The 15,449-nt window shown below is 54.4% G+C and carries 12 protein-coding genes and 1 pseudogene; 7 read left to right on the top strand and 6 right to left on the bottom strand.

What is annotated here, in order from left to right; translation table 11 throughout:
• Window positions 1-20: 20 nt before the first annotated feature.
• From citF to citG, 3 genes are read left to right on the top strand one after another with little or no spacing between them, the layout of a single operon-like run.
• A complete protein-coding gene (citF, locus tag JAO29_RS07545) occupies window positions 21-1,541 on the top strand; it encodes a citrate lyase subunit alpha (protein ID WP_334267583.1) in 1,521 nt (506 codons plus the stop codon).
• Entirely contained in the window at window positions 1,541-2,080 is a 540-nt protein-coding gene (gene citX, locus JAO29_RS07540) for a citrate lyase holo-[acyl-carrier protein] synthase (protein WP_334267582.1), read from the top strand. Before citF ends, citX begins: the two co-directional genes overlap by 1 nt.
• Window positions 2,055-2,975, top strand: a complete 921-nt coding sequence (gene citG, locus JAO29_RS07535; protein WP_334267581.1) for a triphosphoribosyl-dephospho-CoA synthase CitG — start codon at window positions 2,055-2,057, stop codon at window positions 2,973-2,975. Before citX ends, citG begins: the two co-directional genes overlap by 26 nt.
• Before the next feature lie 807 nt (window positions 2,976-3,782).
• Here the strand turns inward: citG and JAO29_RS07530 are convergent.
• From JAO29_RS07530 to JAO29_RS07515, 5 genes and pseudogenes are all read right to left on the bottom strand, one after another.
• A complete protein-coding gene (locus JAO29_RS07530; RefSeq protein WP_334267580.1) occupies window positions 3,783-3,986 on the bottom strand; it encodes a hypothetical protein in 204 nt (67 codons plus the stop codon).
• A gap of 11 nt (window positions 3,987-3,997) precedes the next feature.
• Window positions 3,998-4,150, bottom strand: coding sequence for an SDR family NAD(P)-dependent oxidoreductase (locus JAO29_RS23465; RefSeq protein ID WP_442886338.1), 153 nt, complete (start codon window positions 4,148-4,150; stop codon window positions 3,998-4,000).
• Between the two features lie 4 nt (window positions 4,151-4,154).
• Window positions 4,155-4,598 carry a hypothetical protein gene (locus JAO29_RS07525; protein WP_334267579.1) on the bottom strand — a complete coding sequence of 148 codons (444 nt, stop codon included), beginning with the start codon at window positions 4,596-4,598 and terminating at the stop codon, window positions 4,155-4,157.
• Window positions 4,599-4,887: 289 nt separating this feature from the next.
• Window positions 4,888-5,553, bottom strand: coding sequence for a DUF2950 family protein (locus tag JAO29_RS07520; protein ID WP_334267578.1), 666 nt, complete (start codon window positions 5,551-5,553; stop codon window positions 4,888-4,890).
• A gap of 171 nt (window positions 5,554-5,724) precedes the next feature.
• Window positions 5,725-6,803 (bottom strand): annotated as a pseudogene (locus JAO29_RS07515) (DUF3300 domain-containing protein).
• A gap of 711 nt (window positions 6,804-7,514) precedes the next feature.
• Here JAO29_RS07515 and JAO29_RS07510 point away from each other — a divergent pair.
• The 4 genes from JAO29_RS07510 (at window position 7,515) to JAO29_RS07495 (ending at window position 13,166) form a co-directional block, all read left to right on the top strand.
• A complete protein-coding gene (locus JAO29_RS07510) occupies window positions 7,515-10,895 on the top strand; it encodes a PAS domain S-box protein (protein ID WP_334267577.1) in 3,381 nt (1,126 codons plus the stop codon).
• Complete coding sequence (locus tag JAO29_RS07505; RefSeq protein WP_334267576.1) at window positions 10,892-11,518, top strand: response regulator transcription factor; 627 nt, start codon at window positions 10,892-10,894, stop codon at window positions 11,516-11,518. The genes JAO29_RS07510 and JAO29_RS07505 overlap by 4 nt, the downstream gene beginning before the upstream one ends.
• A gap of 146 nt (window positions 11,519-11,664) precedes the next feature.
• Window positions 11,665-12,042, top strand: a complete 378-nt coding sequence (locus JAO29_RS07500; protein ID WP_334267575.1) for a response regulator transcription factor — start codon at window positions 11,665-11,667, stop codon at window positions 12,040-12,042.
• A 35-nt stretch (window positions 12,043-12,077) separates the two neighbouring features.
• Window positions 12,078-13,166, top strand: coding sequence for a sigma-54 interaction domain-containing protein (locus tag JAO29_RS07495; RefSeq protein WP_334267574.1), 1,089 nt, complete (start codon window positions 12,078-12,080; stop codon window positions 13,164-13,166).
• A 734-nt stretch (window positions 13,167-13,900) separates the two neighbouring features.
• Here the strand turns inward: JAO29_RS07495 and JAO29_RS07490 are convergent.
• Window positions 13,901-15,388 carry an efflux transporter outer membrane subunit gene (locus JAO29_RS07490; RefSeq protein WP_334267573.1) on the bottom strand — a complete coding sequence of 496 codons (1,488 nt, stop codon included), beginning with the start codon at window positions 15,386-15,388 and terminating at the stop codon, window positions 13,901-13,903.
• Window positions 15,389-15,449: the final 61 nt, after the last annotated feature.

Genomic DNA, 15,449 nt, shown 5'->3' with positions numbered 1-15,449 from the left:
AACGAAAGGAAGGACTACATATGAATACTCTGCTCGAAAAGCTGTCAGGAGAGAACGCGGTGACGCGTGCGACCCCAATATTTGCGGGCGCTTACACGCATACACCTTATCTCGCTGATCCCGAACTGAAGGTGCATCGGAAGCTATGTCCCTCGCTCGCAGAGGCGATCAAGCGATCAGGCCTGAAAAATGGGATGACGATCTCGTTTCATCATGGCTTCCGCGAAGGCGACAAGGTAATCAACAAAGTAGTCGACGCCGTGGCCCAGATGGGGTTCAAGAACCTGACACTTGCCTCAAGTTCACTACTGAACTGCCACGATCCGTTGGTTGAACACATAAAGAACGGAGTCATCACTCGCATTTACACCTCTGGGTTGCGAGGCAAGTTGGGCGAAGCCATCTCTAACGGCCTGTTGAATGTGCCTGTAGAGATCCACTCCCATGGCGGACGAGTCCATCTTATCCAGAGCGGCGAATTAGAGATTGATGTCGCCTTTCTCGGAGTCTCCTGCTGCGACGAATTTGGCAACGCCAACGGATCACGCGGGAAGTTAAGTTGCGGGTCACTCGGCTACGCGAAGGTCGATGCGGAATATGCGCACAATGTCGTGTTGCTGACCCCGGAGATCGTTCCGTTCCCGAACTACCCAGCAAGTATCTCTCAGGATCGCGTGGACTTGATCGTGCAGATTGATGACATAGGTGATCCCTCGCTGATCGGAGTAGGCGCTGCTCGCGTGACGAAAAATCCACGCGAGTTATTGATCGCCCGACGGGCGGCGGGGGTGATCGAGCACTCTGGCTACTTCAAGGATGGTTTCTCCATGCAAACCGGCTCGGGCGCGGCATCGACTGCGGCTACCCGCTTCCTGGAGGAGCACATGGCCGCTGCAGGTATTACAGCAAGTTTCGCGCTTGGCGGAATTACCGGAGCGATTGCGGATCTACACAAGAAAGGGCTCGTAAAGACCATCGTTGACGTGCAATCGTTTGATAGCAATGCAGCGGAATCGTTGTGCACCTCACCTGCTCATCTTGAGATTTCCGCCAATGAGTATGCCAACGCTTCGTCAAAGGCTGCTTACGTCGATCGAGTGGATGTTGTCATCCTGAGTGCCTTGGAAATCGATATCGATTTCAACGTCAACGTAATTACCGGGTCCGATGGCGTAATTCGCGGCGCGTCAGGAGGTCATTGCGACGTCGCCGCAGCTGCGAACCTAACCATCGTCGTGGCTCCGTTAGTCAGGGGCCGAATTCCCACCGTAGTCCGTCACGTCGCGACAATGGTGACGCCCGGAGAATCTGTCGATGTATTGGTAACCGATCACGGAATCGCCGTGAACCCGAAGCGACCTGAAATAGAACAGCGACTGCGCGAGGCACGGTTGCCGGTCATGACAATTGAGGATCTGCGTGAGCGAGCGGTCGGCCTGACCGGCGAGCCCGATCCCATCGAATTCACAGACCGAGTTGTTGGCATCATTCGCTATCGAGATGGCAGCATCATTGATGTCGTTCGTCAGGTTAAGAGTTAATGAAGGGATTTGCTGAGATCACAGTCAGCGGTACGGAATTGCTGGCTGCGCGGGAGCGGCGTGCCGATTACCAGGCTGCCGCCGTATCCCAATTCGGAAAGCCCGTACTGTCGATCACGATGATTACGCCTGGACCAATGAAGGACGGTTGGTTACCACAACGAGCGATGGAGATAGCACTTCTCCACATTGACACTCTGATAACAGCAAATGGTTGGCAACTGCTCTCGCGTGATGTCTTTTGGCGAAGTACCGGCCCAGAAGCGATCTACGTCATTGATGTTCAAGCGCACCTCCTCAAGACTGTCGCGGTTGAACTAGAGGGGAGCCATCCGATCGGAAGATTGTGGGATTTGGATGTAATCGCGCCAGACGGTGTCGCACTTTCACGTACCCAACTAGCGATCCCGGCACGGGGTTGTCTTGTATGCGACCGTCCCGCACGCGAATGCGGACGTTCTCAGAAGCATTCGCTCGCGGAGTTACTGACAGCCATGCTGAGGATGGTGGAAGATGTTGATCGGCACAGACGAACCTAGCACCGTAAAGGCCCCCGCTCTCGCTGGAGATCTTTTCAGAAAAAGGCGGGCAATCGCAGTGTCTGCATCTGAAGCTCTGTTGAGCGAACTGATGCTTACGCCGAAGCCTGGCCTGGTTGATCTACGAAACTCCGGCGCACACCGCGATATGAATCTCGTAACATTCCTGAAAAGTGCGCGCGTACTCTCGGCTTGGTTCCCTATATTCGTTGACATGGGACACACCGCTGCCGATGTCCCCGCGAGTGATTTTCTGCCTCTGCTGCGGTCTGTTGGAATCGGGTGTGAACAAGAGATGTTCCAGACAACACAAGGCATCAACACACATAAAGGCGCGATCTTCTCGCTTGGGTTGTTGTGCGCTGCCGCGGGACGCCTACTCGCGCAGGAAATCGCCCTAACTCGTGAGCGTCTTTGCACCGAAGTGAGCCATATCTGTGCGGGCATAGTAGAACGCGAACTCAGCGGCACGGCGGAACAACAGACGGCAGGTGAGCGCATTTTTCATCTCTACGGCTTAGCCGGAGCGAGGGGCGAAGCCGAGTCGGGTTTTGGGACGGTACGCTCAGTTGCATTACCCGTCTACGATCACCTGCGCCAAAACGGTCTCACCCAGAAGATCGCCCTCTCACAAGCTTTCCTATATCTACTCACGGTGAACGACGACACAAACCTCGTCGCCCGCGGTGGCCTCGCCGGCCTTGATTACGTTCGTGAATACGCCCGCAAGTTGTTAGACGATGGAGGAGTATTTGCGCTCGATGGTCTCAAAAGAATGATCGAATTCGATGATGACCTGATAGCACGTAACCTCAGTCCTGGCGGAAGCGCGGACCTACTCGCAGTCACTGCGTTTCTTGCAGAATTCCCGACGTCAGTTGACGTTGAGCAATAAAAGCTCGATTTCTCTACTCCCGATTCGATGAACACGCGTCAATGTACTGTCGCGACGTGTCGACTTCCTCAACCGTGTTACTGCGAGTTAGACATTCAGTTCGGCTAACGCCTCTGTTTTCGAAGCCATCCCCGATTGCAACTTTCGCAATACCAGTGCCTAAGTATGTATAGCAGGCATTATCGACGCCGCTTTTTGAGGAGCGCTACCATTTATGACTCGCAGAATACTTGGCGCCTTCGCACTAATCCACGACATAGTCCCATTCCCGATCTGCGAAGCTGTACCGGTTCTGGACCGAGACGATGGGAACGACCTTACGCACACGCTCAATGTGCTACCGTGCGGGTTGGACAACGCCACCACTCGAATCTTCCCGTGCTCTAGGAGTCGGCCAAAGTTGCAACAGACGCTTCGAGAGGCAGGATCGGATCCGGAATGATGCAACGGATACACGTCGATATGATCAAGTCTCAATAGCTTCAGCCCGTCTTCCACTGCTGCCGCAAGTAAGACGGAGTCGCGTTATGGGTCCATTCATTGGGGCCCGGGCGATTCCAGCCACACTTGTAGCAATAACCACCCACTTTGGATCAGGAAACAAGGATCTGGGCGATTGATTCTTCACTTACGTGGGGACCGCAGGAATCGCTGTATCGATGAAATTGAACCCAGCTCTGCCGAGGCGCAGCACCGCGAGTGCGCTGTTACTCGTCACGCGGAGGGTCCAGATACGTTCGGCAGTCAGACCAGCTAAGTTTGCAGAAATCTCTTTCTCATTTAAGAGTACCTACTCTCCGTAGTTAACTAAGACAGGTTGTTTGCATCAGCTCCGGCCGTCACGTCGTAACATGCGCCCGTAACCATGGCCGCAAGATCAGAAGCGAGGAAGACCGCCGCAGGCGCAAGGTCTTCGGCTTTCAGCCACGGGACCTTGAGCGGCACATGAGGTGCGTATGCTTCAATCGCCTGTTGTTCTGTTGGGTGCCTGGGAGGGTTGTCGATGCGCAACCCTTCTCCTATCATGGCAGTCCAGCGAGGGTCATTGCGCGTGAGCGGCGTACAACTAGGCCGGGCACCAATGCGTTGACGGTTATCTTGTGTGGCCCCAACTCAAGGGCCGCACTCTTCATCAATCCTATGATTCCCCACTTCGAAGCAGAGTACGATGACATGTTCTTAGATCCGTGCTTTCCCTGCATCGAGAAACCATTGCTCGACGTAATCCGCCGCCGAGTGCAGGAATAAGATATCGCGTACGTCGTCTACTAACGCCATGAACTTACGTCCGTGCTGCTGAACCGTCGCGGCAGTCTCATCGAGATCTGCACGGGTCGACACCGGATATGTCTGTACCGGAGTGACTCTGGCACAGATATCGATACCTACAATCTCGGCCCCATTGGCCGCCATTTCGACGGCGATGGCTCGGCTGATTCCACGAGCAGCTCCTGTGATCACAGCGACTCGATCCTTAAGCAACTCGTTCCCGAACGCGTGTCCCGCCAACGTTTGATCTTCTGCGGATTGCTGCTGTGCGAATGCCGATGTTCCCGCAGCCGCGGTGCCGAGTGTAGCGGCTGCGCACGTGAGCAGTCGCCGGCGAGTGATTTGGTCTTCCATTCAAAGTACTCCCATGTACGAGGAAAGCTGGTTGGTTTTCCTGTCCGGCACAGCAAGAGCACGGGCTATGCGAAACTAGGATGCTTATAGTGATCAGAAGAAGTGAAATCACGATGGCTGTCTCCATACCGGTTTGACTCTGTCTTCTCCATACTGTCCAAATCAAATTCACCCGCTGGTTGCAAAACACTCGAAATCGTTCTCGTTGATCGACTATGGTTCATTGTGTGTATGCCGAACTGAGCGACACGTTTGGAACGCAATCCGCATTCTCGTTCAGAATGAGGCCTTATTGCACCGCGACCCACTTTTCAGATGGCTTCCCTTGAATCTTCTGCGCCATGCTAGCAGTTTGTGGCCCGAGATCCCTTTCGTACACCTTGCTGCCGCTAACCAGAAACGTCATCACTCCAGAGCTACCGTACGTCGCGGGATACGCCACTACCGCGATACCACTCCGTTGTTTTAGTACTCGGAAGTAGTAGCCGTGAAAAGTTTGGCTTGTGGTGGAAATGCCGCCTTCGGACTCGATAAGACTCTGCACAAACTCGAGGACAGGAGCGTCGTCCTCGGCTACTCTGTACGCATTTGAGCTACTCGCTTTTGTCAGTCCGTGGCACACCTTGATGACGGCGGTCTCATTCTCTCCAACTTCGCGAGTCATAATTTCCCAAGAACCGGAATCCGAATCAAAATGCCAGTTGCCACCAGTTGTGACGAGGGGAATCGGAAACGGCCAATTTTCTGCACCTACGTAAAGTACGGTCGAGCCGTCCGCTTCACGAACCAGCCTGTGCATTTCCTTATATTTCTGAGCAAACCGCTCGCGCTCTAGCTTGTCCTGGCCGTCGTTGCCGGTTGAGATGGGTACTGCACCAAGGATTGCCTGCACCGCCTGATCATCGTTGTTTCGCACGGCGGCGTACAAGGCTTGCGAAGCTTCCTCGGCAGACACGAAGGGCCTCTGCTGGCTTTGCGCTAGCATGGGTTGGGCCGCAGGTAAGAGCAACGACGCTATAAGGTTCAGCAACAAGCTCCGGACTGTTACTTGGGAACGAGCGAGTATCGGATTTGTATGCATAATCAGTTTCTCCATCAGAAGGCGTGATTCCATCAACCTACTTGTTTATCTATGACCACCGCCGCCGTGGAAACCTCCACCGCCGTGAAAGCCTCCCCCACCGTGAAAACCTCCCATGCTCGAAGAGCCGCGGGAGGAGTAACCGCGGGTTACGCCGCCGTCATGGAATCCGCTGAACGCACCGTACTCTCCACCAGCACCTGGTGCTGCAGTGTGTTGGCCTGGCGCTGCCGGACCACTATGAAATGCGTTTCCGCCGTGAAATGGATCTCCGCCTCGAAATCCTCCCCCGGGACTGTGAAATGAATTCATCCGGGCACGATTCGCGTAGAAACTGCGGTTAACAATCGTAGTGCTGTGGGATACGTACGTATTGTGGTTGTAGAGGATTACGTTATGGTGCCAATCGGGTGCCCAGTGATGCCAGCCCCAACCAAATCCGCCAAAAAAGCCCACATGAAAGCCGAAACCAAATCCGAAGCCCGGAGAGGTCCAATACAGACCCGGATACCAATACCATCCCGGCCATGGCGCGACGGGAACTCCGTAGACTAACCACGGGTCATATTCGGGTACATAAACAACCTCCGGGTCAGCCGCTTCAATGACGATCGTGTGCCCCTCGTCGTTCACCTTCAGCTGTGATGTGCTCTTCAAGTTCCCCGACTTTTTCGCTTGCTGCCGCATCACCTGAACGGCATTCATCACGTCCTGTTGCTGATTGATGTAGGCATCTCCCAGTGACGAGGTCCAAGAAAGATTCTTGTCCATGTTCGCGAGTACTGACGGAAATTCGGCGAGCGCCTTCACGCTCGGGTCCCAGGGCTGTTGATCGAGGGCTTGTGCCAGCTGGTCCCCTTGAGATCGGAGTGTGCCTGCAACCAGCGATCCGCTTCAACAACCTGCGCAGGATACGTTGAGGCCGCGAGGATCTGGGCGACTAACGAATCCGGATACAGAGCAATTGGCGCCACAAGTTGCTGCAGTTCCTGCGGATTCGGGTGTGCGGACGTAACCGGTGTCGGCGAGCCGGGTTCATCCGCAAACGCAGGTCCTCCCGACAAAATAGCGATCGTCAGACAGGAACAAAGGATGCGAGCTAGCTTTTTTTTTAGAGCATTCATAAGCTTCTCCATCAGGGGTGGCGCGAGCACCGCTCACCACGCTGACGTAAGGGTTGAAAGCATTTGCCTTGCCATTCCGTAATGATCTTGCACGCACGCCAAATCGCCCATAGTACGAGCATTGCTCGGGACATCAGTCAAATGAGAGTGCATTCTCGCAGGAGCCATGGCGTGCTGGGCGGTGTCGAGATACTGACAGAAGTGTCCCAAGGAGCACAGCGTGTAATCTGAGTTGTGACATCGCAATTCGGAACGGCTCAGTTCATCGAGCATTTCAATCGGTTAACCATGCACGCAAAGTTTGGAATGCGGTGTGCTCCACATGACAGACAAATGGGGATGAAATCATCGACTTGAAAGTTGCGTTTAGCACAACGGTACTCCTGGTCGATTGCAATGTCCGGCATCTGGAGCTACGCGCTTTCGCCGTGAAGACATCTGGATTTTCGGCATAACCGCAACCAGTCCCAGTGGGCGATATCGATCATGAACGAAGACTGTTTCCGCACATCGATGAAGAAATGACCAACGCTGATGTCTTTGTGTCGAAGAGAGTGGCGGCATTCACTCGTTCCAAAATTGCAGAATTCGCATACGATAGCCTCACGAATTCAAATGTCGTCTCGGTTGAGGACAATGGATCTGTCAACCCCGTGAACTAAAACCGGTTGTCTGCCGAATGCGCTATGATGCATGCCTATGCCACTGCGAATGAATTCGCTGACGATGAATACGATGCGATGGGGTGCCATCCCAAAGGCAATACTCCGAACTCTCATTTCTATTCTGGCTGTGGTCGCGGTCACTGGCGTGCTCTCCGCAACTCGTGTAGCCGATGGTCCCTTGGCGGCAGCACTCATCTTTCTTCTTCTCGTGTTGATCGTCTCTGCCGTGTGGGGATTGTTTTATGCATTGCTCTTCTCGTTCCTTGCCGGGCTGGCGTTCACTTGGATAGTTCCGCCGCTTGGCATCTGGGGTATCCGGGATTCGCGCGATGTCTTTACACTAATCGCATTTGTCATGACCGGCATCATTGGAAGTTATCTCTCGGACCGGACGCGGAAAGAGGCACATAAGGCCGAACAACAGCGCGCGGAAGCGACAGCTGAGCGTCAGCGATTCTCAGATCTCGTCAACTCAGTTGAAGGCATTGTATGGGAGGCGGACGCCCGGACCTTTGCGTTCTCATTCGTTAGCGAGCAGGCGGAACGTGTGCTCGGCTATCCAGCCGAGCGATGGTTACGTGAGCCGACGTTTTGGAGAGACCACCTGTATCCCGAGGATCTTGAATCGGCAGTCCGGCTCTTCCAGGAAGCCTCGGTCCAGAAACGTAGTCACGATTTTGAGTACCGCATGATTGCTGCCGATGGACGTGTGGTATGGATGCGTGATCTGGTTACCGTGGTGGTCGAGGATGGAGAGGCAACCCGGCTGCGCGGACTCATCGTTGATGTGACGAAGCGCAAACAGAATGAGAAGGGGCTGCTAGAACAGGCAAATCTTCTGGACCTTACTCATGACGCGATTTTTGCCCGTGACATGAATGGAGTTATTAAGTACTGGAATCGTGGCGCGGAGGCGCTCTATGGCTGGACGGCAGGCGAAGCGGTCGGCAAAATCAGCCACGAACTGACGAAGACTATCTTTCCTATGCCGCTCCGGGAAATTGACGCTGAATTGATGCACGCAGGCCGCTGGGAAGGCGAATTGGTGCACACCAAAAAATCCGGGACACCCGTCATCGTGGCCAGCCGGTGGTCCTTGCAGCGCGATGATCGAGGAACGCCTGTTGCAGTTCTCGAAACCAACAATGACGTCAGCGAGCAGAAGCGGACTGAGCAGGCTCGCGAAGAGATTGAGGAGCAATGGCGAGCCGCCTTTGAGAGCAATCCCACGATGTATTTCATCGTAGATTCGGCTGGCAATATCGCATCGGTGAACATCTTTGGCGCCGAACAATTGGGCTACACCATTGACAAGTTGGTCGGCCAGCCTGTGCTGAACGTGTTCTACGAGCCCGATCGAGAGGCGATCCGAAAGCATGCGCAGGATTGTTTCGAGCAGCCGGGCCGAACCCTGAGATGGGAGGCTAGGAAGATCCGCAAAAACGGCACGATGCTGTGGGTCCGGGAGACCGCGAAGGCTGTCTTTCTGAAGAAGACACCGGTTCTGCTGATCGTCTGCGAAGATATCACCGAGCAGAAGCGCGCCGAGGAGGCTGCTCGCAAGAGTGAAGCTGAGCTTCGCGATCTGATCGAGAACGTTCCAGCAATGGTTTTCATCGCCTTACCAGGCCCTTCGAATATCTTCGCGAGTCGGGGTTGGCGCAAATACACGGGCTTATCTGACAAGGATACGCAAGGAGCCGGATGGCAAAGTGTACTTCACCCTGAAGACCGCGAAAGACATATCGAGAAGTGGACCGTGTGTTCGATCACTGGCGAACCGTTCGAAGATGAGGCGCGATTCCGGCGCATGGCGGACGGGGAATACCGCTGGTTTTTGATCCGCGGTGTGTCCCTGCGCAATGCAGCCGGAGAGATTGTCAAATGGTATGGAGTCCTGACTGATATCGAAGATCGCAAGCAGGCGGAACAGGAACTACGCGAGAGCGAGGTTCGATTCCGTTTATTGGTCGATGGTATGCCCGATACGATCATGCGATTCGGTGAGGAATTGACTGTTCTCGACGTGAACCCTGCGGCCTGTGAAATCCTGGGCTACAGCCGAGACGAACTCATCGGAATGCGTCCTACCGACTTCGACCCGGATGTGGATGAAGCTTTTTTGCAACAATTGAAAACGCGGGTTGAAACGGGAGAGATCGTTACATTTGAGAGTCGTCACCGGCGAAAGGATGGAACAGTTATTCCGGTCGAAGTGCGTATACGAGCAAAGCGGCTCAACGGCCGCTACATCTCCGTTGCGCTGGCACGAGATATAAGCGAGCGCAACCGCGCTGAGGAGGCGCTGCGGCGAAGTGAATCGTATCTGGCTGAAGCGCAGAAGCTGAGTCACGCGGGGAGCTGGGCATTTGACAACGTCACGAAAACATTCGTTTTCTGGTCTGATGAAATGTTCCGACTCTGGGGCTTCGATCCACAGCAGGGCCTACCGGACGGCGCAAACGTGTTGCAAAGGATCCATCCGGAGGAGCGCGACAGGACGGTCGAATACTACGTGACGGCAGTACGCGTAAAACGAGACTACGCGTCCGAATTCAGAATCGTGCTGCCCGACGGAACAGTTAGACACATACATGGCGTAGCCCATCTCGTTCTCGATTCGAGCGGAGAGGTGGTTGAAGTGGTCGGCACCGATATCGACATCACAGACCGCAAGCGCGCCGAAGAAGAGCGCGAGAGGCTGCGGCAATTGGAGGCAGAACTCGCGCATATCAACAGGGTCACAACGATGGGAGAGTTGACCGCCTCGCTTGCGCATGAGGTCAATCAGCCGATTGCTGCTGCCATGACGAATGCCAATACGTGCGTGCGATGGCTTGCTGGGGAGAAGCCGAACATCGAAGAAGCGCGGGAAGCAGCCAAGAGAATAACCAAAGATGCGAGCCGGGCAGCAGAGATCATCAGTCGCATTCGCCTGCTGTTTAAGAAAAGCGTCCCGCAACGCGAGTTGGTCAATATCAATGGAGTTATTGACGATATTGTTGTATTGCTGCGCAATGAAGCAGCGCGACATCGTGTATCTATTAAACGCGAATTTGCGGTGGAGGTTGCGGAAGTGATGGGAGATCGCGTTCAGCTGCAACAAGTCCTCATGAACCTGATGATCAACAGTATTGACGCAATGAAAGGTGTGGAAGGCGACCGCGAGGTTACCATTAGATCCGAACGCGACGCGAACAATGAACTGGTGGTTTCAGTCAGTGACACTGGGATGGGACTGCCCTCAGAGTCCGACAAGCTTTTTAGTGCCTTCTTCACCACAAAACCCGAAGGCACCGGCATGGGCCTAGCCATTAGCCGCTCAATTATCGATTCCCACGGAGGACGGCTATGGGCGACAGCGAAGTCAGGCCGCGGCGCTGTTTTTCAGTTCACATTGCCTATTGCTGCCGAGGCCAAGCAGTGAAGAAAACGGAGCCTTCGACGGTCTTCATCATTGATGATGATCCAGGCATTCGCACCTCAATAGCAGGGCTATTGAAATCCGTTGGTCTGCCATCGCTATCGTTTTCCAGCGCGGCAGAATTCCTCGCGAACAGCGTTGCGAATACTCCCGGCTGCCTGGTTCTCGACGTGCGCCTTCCCGGCGTGAACGGCTTGGATTTCCAACGTAAGCTAGCCGAAGCGGGGATGGAGATTCCAATCATCTTTATTACAGGGCACGGAGATATCCCAATGTCGGTGCGGGCCATGAAGTCCGGCGCGGTGGAATTTCTTACGAAGCCGTTTCGGGATCAGGACCTGCTGGATGCGATTGACCAGGCGCTCGAGCGCGACCGTCTCAGGCGAGAGCAACATGGTCAGGTTGCCGACTTGCGAGAACGTTACTATGCCCTAAGTGAACGAGAACGCCAGGTAATGCAATTAGTCGTCTCCGGCATGCTTAATAAGCAGATCGCATCCGAACTTGGCACCAGCGAAATCACAATTAAGGTCCATCGCGGCCACGTGATGCGCAAAATGCAGGCTGATTCTCTTGCCGATTTGGTCAGAATATCGGAACGGCTGAAGCCGTCGAGCGGCAAATAGGGCAAAGGCAAAACCAACCCTTAATAGTCACCAGACGACTCCTTCCCTTACCAGAGTCCCCTTATCTGGACAAAGACACCCTTCGTATAAGCGAACTATACGAAGAGACAATTGCGCCTCGTTGACACAGGCGTTAATTTATTGACATGGCAAGTCAGACAAAGGCGAAACTGGTTGCGATTGTCGATGATGACGAGTCAGTCCGGATTGCTCTCCAAGGGCTCATGAAAGCGGTTGGCTTGACCGCAAAGGCTTTTTCCTCCGCTGAAGAATTCCTTGTTTCAGGCCAACAACGTCAGACCGCATGCTTGATTACCGATATCCGCATGCCGGGGATGTCGGGTCTGGATCTGCAAGCAAAGCTGAATGCAGAGAACTGCAGGATTCCGACCATTTTCATCACCGCACATGGAGATTCAAAGATGCGACTGCAGGCTCTCCGCTCTGGCGCGGTTGAGTTCCTGGCGAAACCCTTCAACGATGATGACCTGCTCGAAAGTGTTCGGGCAGCTCTGGAGATGTGATCTCATCCGAAGACGATTTGCCCGTGGAGGTTCCTGTGGCAAGTTCAGCGGTATTCAGGTCCGGTGGAGACGAGGTGGGCTCGAGAAGATTTGAGCAAATCATCGGGAACAGTCGTGTTTTAGACTCGGTGCTCGAAAAAATTGAACGAGTCGCACCGACCGATTCAACCGTCCTGATCGAGGGCGAGACCGGCACAGGGAAGGAATTGATCGCACGGGCGATCCACAATCTCAGCGCGCGTTGTGGAAGGCCGTTCATCAAGGTAAATTGCGCGGCGATTCCGCTCGATCTTCTGGAAAGCGAGCTGTTTGGTCACGAAAGAGGGGCTTTTACCGGAGCTATAGCTCAAAAGATTGGACGTTTCGAAATGGCTGATACCGGCACCTTATTTTTAGATGAGGTGGGTGATATTCCGCCCGCGCTGCAGCCTAAATTGCTACGGGTTTTACAGGAACAGGAGTTTGAACGCCTGGGTAGCGGGCGTACACACAAAGTAAACGTGCGGCTCCTAGCCGCCACCCATCGAAACCTGGTGGAAATGGTGGCACGTAATGAATTCCGCAGCGACCTCTACTATCGACTGAATGTCTTTCCTGTCGTTCTACCACCTTTGCGAGAGCGCCACGGAGACATTCCTGCACTCATCACGCATTTTGCCGAGATCTTCAGCCGCCGCATTGGCAAGGAAATAAATTCCATTCCGCCGGAGACGATGACAGCATTCATTTCCTACTCCTGGCCAGGCAACATACGTGAGCTGCAGAACTTGGTCGAGCGTGCCGTAATTCTGGCAGATGATGAAGTGCTTCCGAATCCGCTTCCGGCGTCTGGTCCGCCAGTGGTCACCGTCTCCTCTGACGTGTCACACACGCTCAGAGAGTCCGAGCCGGCCTGCGTTCCAAAAACACTCCGAGATGCTGAACGCGCTCTCATCGTTCAGGCCCTGGTCGCGACCGGATGGGTCGTCGGCGGACGCAATGGCGCAGCCGCACAGCTCGGGTTGAAGCGAACGACGCTGATCCACAGGATGAAGAAGCTTGGCATTCAACGTCTGGGCCAGCGCCCTGCTTCGCCTGACACTCTTGTCGAGACTGAACAATCTGAACCGTCGACAACACCGTGAATTCTTGGCGAAAGATTTCAAACAGCTACTCCTGTTCTTATTGGTTGGCCGAACTGGTCCTTCGACAGCGTTTGTGAAGGAAATTAACTGAAAGCGACGCCGATTGCTCGGCGTCCGCGCTAGGAAGGCAAGGGCCGGATCAGTGTCGCATGTTTTTCCGGAGCTGCCGGGTATTGTTCTGCACTGCGCTCATATCGGCAGAGCTCTTTCGCGTATAGCCATCCGTTAATGTTTTTAGGAAAGCCACGATGTCATCTTCGTCCTCATCCGAAAGTCCGAGGTGTCCGATGGTTGCGTCTTCGTCTGTGAAACCTGGCTGCCGGCCAGCAGGTCTTCTTCTCGTTGGGATCCTTTTCGCTCGTGCATCGCACATCCCTGGTTTTGTAGAAGTGTACGACTTCTTTTAGGCTTTTCAGGTATCCATTGTGCATATAGGCTTTGACGAATCCGGGGGGTAAGTTCTCTTATCCGCATTGCGCAGCGTGAGCACCTGCATTTTTCCAGTGAACTGAGGTGCATACTTAGCCCAGGACTTGTCTGGAGCCGACGAACCGCTCAGAAACCCGCCAACACCCAAATCAACATAGTCCAGCCCCTTAGGATTGGCCACATAACCATATCCGTCAGGCATCGTCTCGTAGCACAGAGACCGATTGATAAGGTCCTCGCCAGAGCCGATATGCAATGCATGCGTTGTCCGGCAACCCCATTTTCCAACGGCTGCCGGGAACTCCCTAACGCTGCAGCTTGTAATCGGAAGCGGGCCCTTTCTGCGACACCTGCGAAGGAGTTGGCAGCTGTGAGCGACCCCAACCGCCCCCGAGTGCCTCGACCAGACTGGCGGCCGCGACCATTTGCTGAATTTGCAGAGTTACTAGTGTCTGCTGATTGGAAAGCACTGTGGTTTGCGCTGTCAGAACATTCAGGTAAGGATCAATACCGGTCTGGTAACGCGACATCGCAAGGTCCAGGTACTCCTGCGATGATTTCACTGCCTCCTGCTCGCGCTGAATTTGCTGGGAATAAATGCGGACTGTAGCCAGATAGTCCTCGACCTGTTGGAAGGCCGTAAGCACGGTCTGACGATAGGCAGCGAGATCCGCGTTGTAAACAGCCGCGTACTGATGCAGTTCCGCCCGGTAGAGTCCGCCGTTGAAGATCGTCTGAGAGATCAATGGACCAACGGAGAAAAAGCGGCTCGGGCCTGAGAACCAGTTGCTAAGAGTAGAGCTTTCAAAGCCACCGCTGGCTGAAAGCGAGATATTTGGGAAAAAGGCTCCGTACCCAATACCGATTACGGCGTTGTCTTTCGCTATAGTTCGTTCGGCTGCGGCGATATCGGGACGGCGCTCGAGTAATTGCGCCGGCACGCCCACGGGAATCGGCGGTGGAGCGGTCAGCAATGGCTTTACCGGCAGCGAGAAGTCTGTGGCCAGCTTCCCGAGGAGTACCGCGATGGCGTGTTCGTACTGCGCTCGTGCAACGCCGACGCTTATTGCCGAAGCCTGCGCACTCTGCAGCGCGCTTTTGGCCTGCACCACGGAGAGGTAGTCGCCCACGCCGGTATCGTATTGCGTCTGCGCAAAATCAACTGCCTTCTGGTCCGCCGCAACAATGTCGTCCAGAATTTGTTGCAGGGCATCCTGACCGCGGATTTCGAAATAGTATTGTGCCAGGCTGGTCTGCTCGGTAAGGCGTTCGAGCTCAAGGTCAGCGGCGCTAACCTGCGCTGCATATTGATATTCACGAACCTCATTGCGGATCTTGCCCCAGAAATCCGGTGTCCACGAGACATCGACGGGGAACGACATAACTGTGCTGGTTCGTCCGGTGTTGGCCTGGGACGTGTTAGTAAGGCTTCCCGAAGTCTTCTGCCGGGTCCACGAAGGATTGACGCTAACCGTAGGCCAATACTGAGAGTGCGCCTCGGCGACCAGAGAGCGCGCTTGCATGAAATTCTGGAAATACTCTCTTATGTTTTCGTTATTAATGTTGAGCTGCTCTTCGAGTCCGTTCAAGTCCGCGTCATCGAATACCTCCCACCATTTGCCGCGAAGCATTGCGTCCTGCGGGTTGGCGACCTTCCAGCTGTCTGTGTTCTGGAAATTCACATGAGACTCTTTGTAGTTTGCAGCCTCAGGGGCTTGGGCGACAGGGGGATGATACTTCGGTCCAACGGCACATCCCGCCAGCAGTAAACACGGCGCAAACACAAATATCATCAATTTCTTTTGGGCAAATATCGTCATGGTGTCCCGCTTGTAATCCTTGTTACGAAGTTGC

This window comes from Edaphobacter sp. HDX4, assembly GCF_036877565.1.
In the GTDB taxonomy this organism is placed as follows: domain Bacteria; phylum Acidobacteriota; class Terriglobia; order Terriglobales; family Acidobacteriaceae; genus Edaphobacter.
Note: the sequence above shows the minus strand (reverse complement) of the source record. Positions and strands in the feature narration are given on the sequence as shown.

Coding starts and splice junctions, on each gene's coding strand:
- citG (WP_334267581.1), top strand. CDS start 2,055: ATGTTGATCGGCACAGACGAACCTAGCACCGTAAAGGCCCCCGCTCTC.
- citX (WP_334267582.1), top strand. CDS start 1,541: ATGAAGGGATTTGCTGAGATCACAGTCAGCGGTACGGAATTGCTGGCT.
- JAO29_RS07525 (WP_334267579.1), bottom strand. CDS start 4,598: ATGGAAGACCAAATCACTCGCCGGCGACTGCTCACGTGCGCAGCCGCT.
- JAO29_RS07500 (WP_334267575.1), top strand. CDS start 11,665: ATGGCAAGTCAGACAAAGGCGAAACTGGTTGCGATTGTCGATGATGAC.
- citF (WP_334267583.1), top strand. CDS start 21: ATGAATACTCTGCTCGAAAAGCTGTCAGGAGAGAACGCGGTGACGCGT.
- JAO29_RS07490 (WP_334267573.1), bottom strand. CDS start 15,388: ATGATATTTGTGTTTGCGCCGTGTTTACTGCTGGCGGGATGTGCCGTT.
- JAO29_RS23465 (WP_442886338.1), bottom strand. CDS start 4,150: ATGTCATCGTACTCTGCTTCGAAGTGGGGAATCATAGGATTGATGAAG.
- JAO29_RS07510 (WP_334267577.1), top strand. CDS start 7,515: ATGAATTCGCTGACGATGAATACGATGCGATGGGGTGCCATCCCAAAG.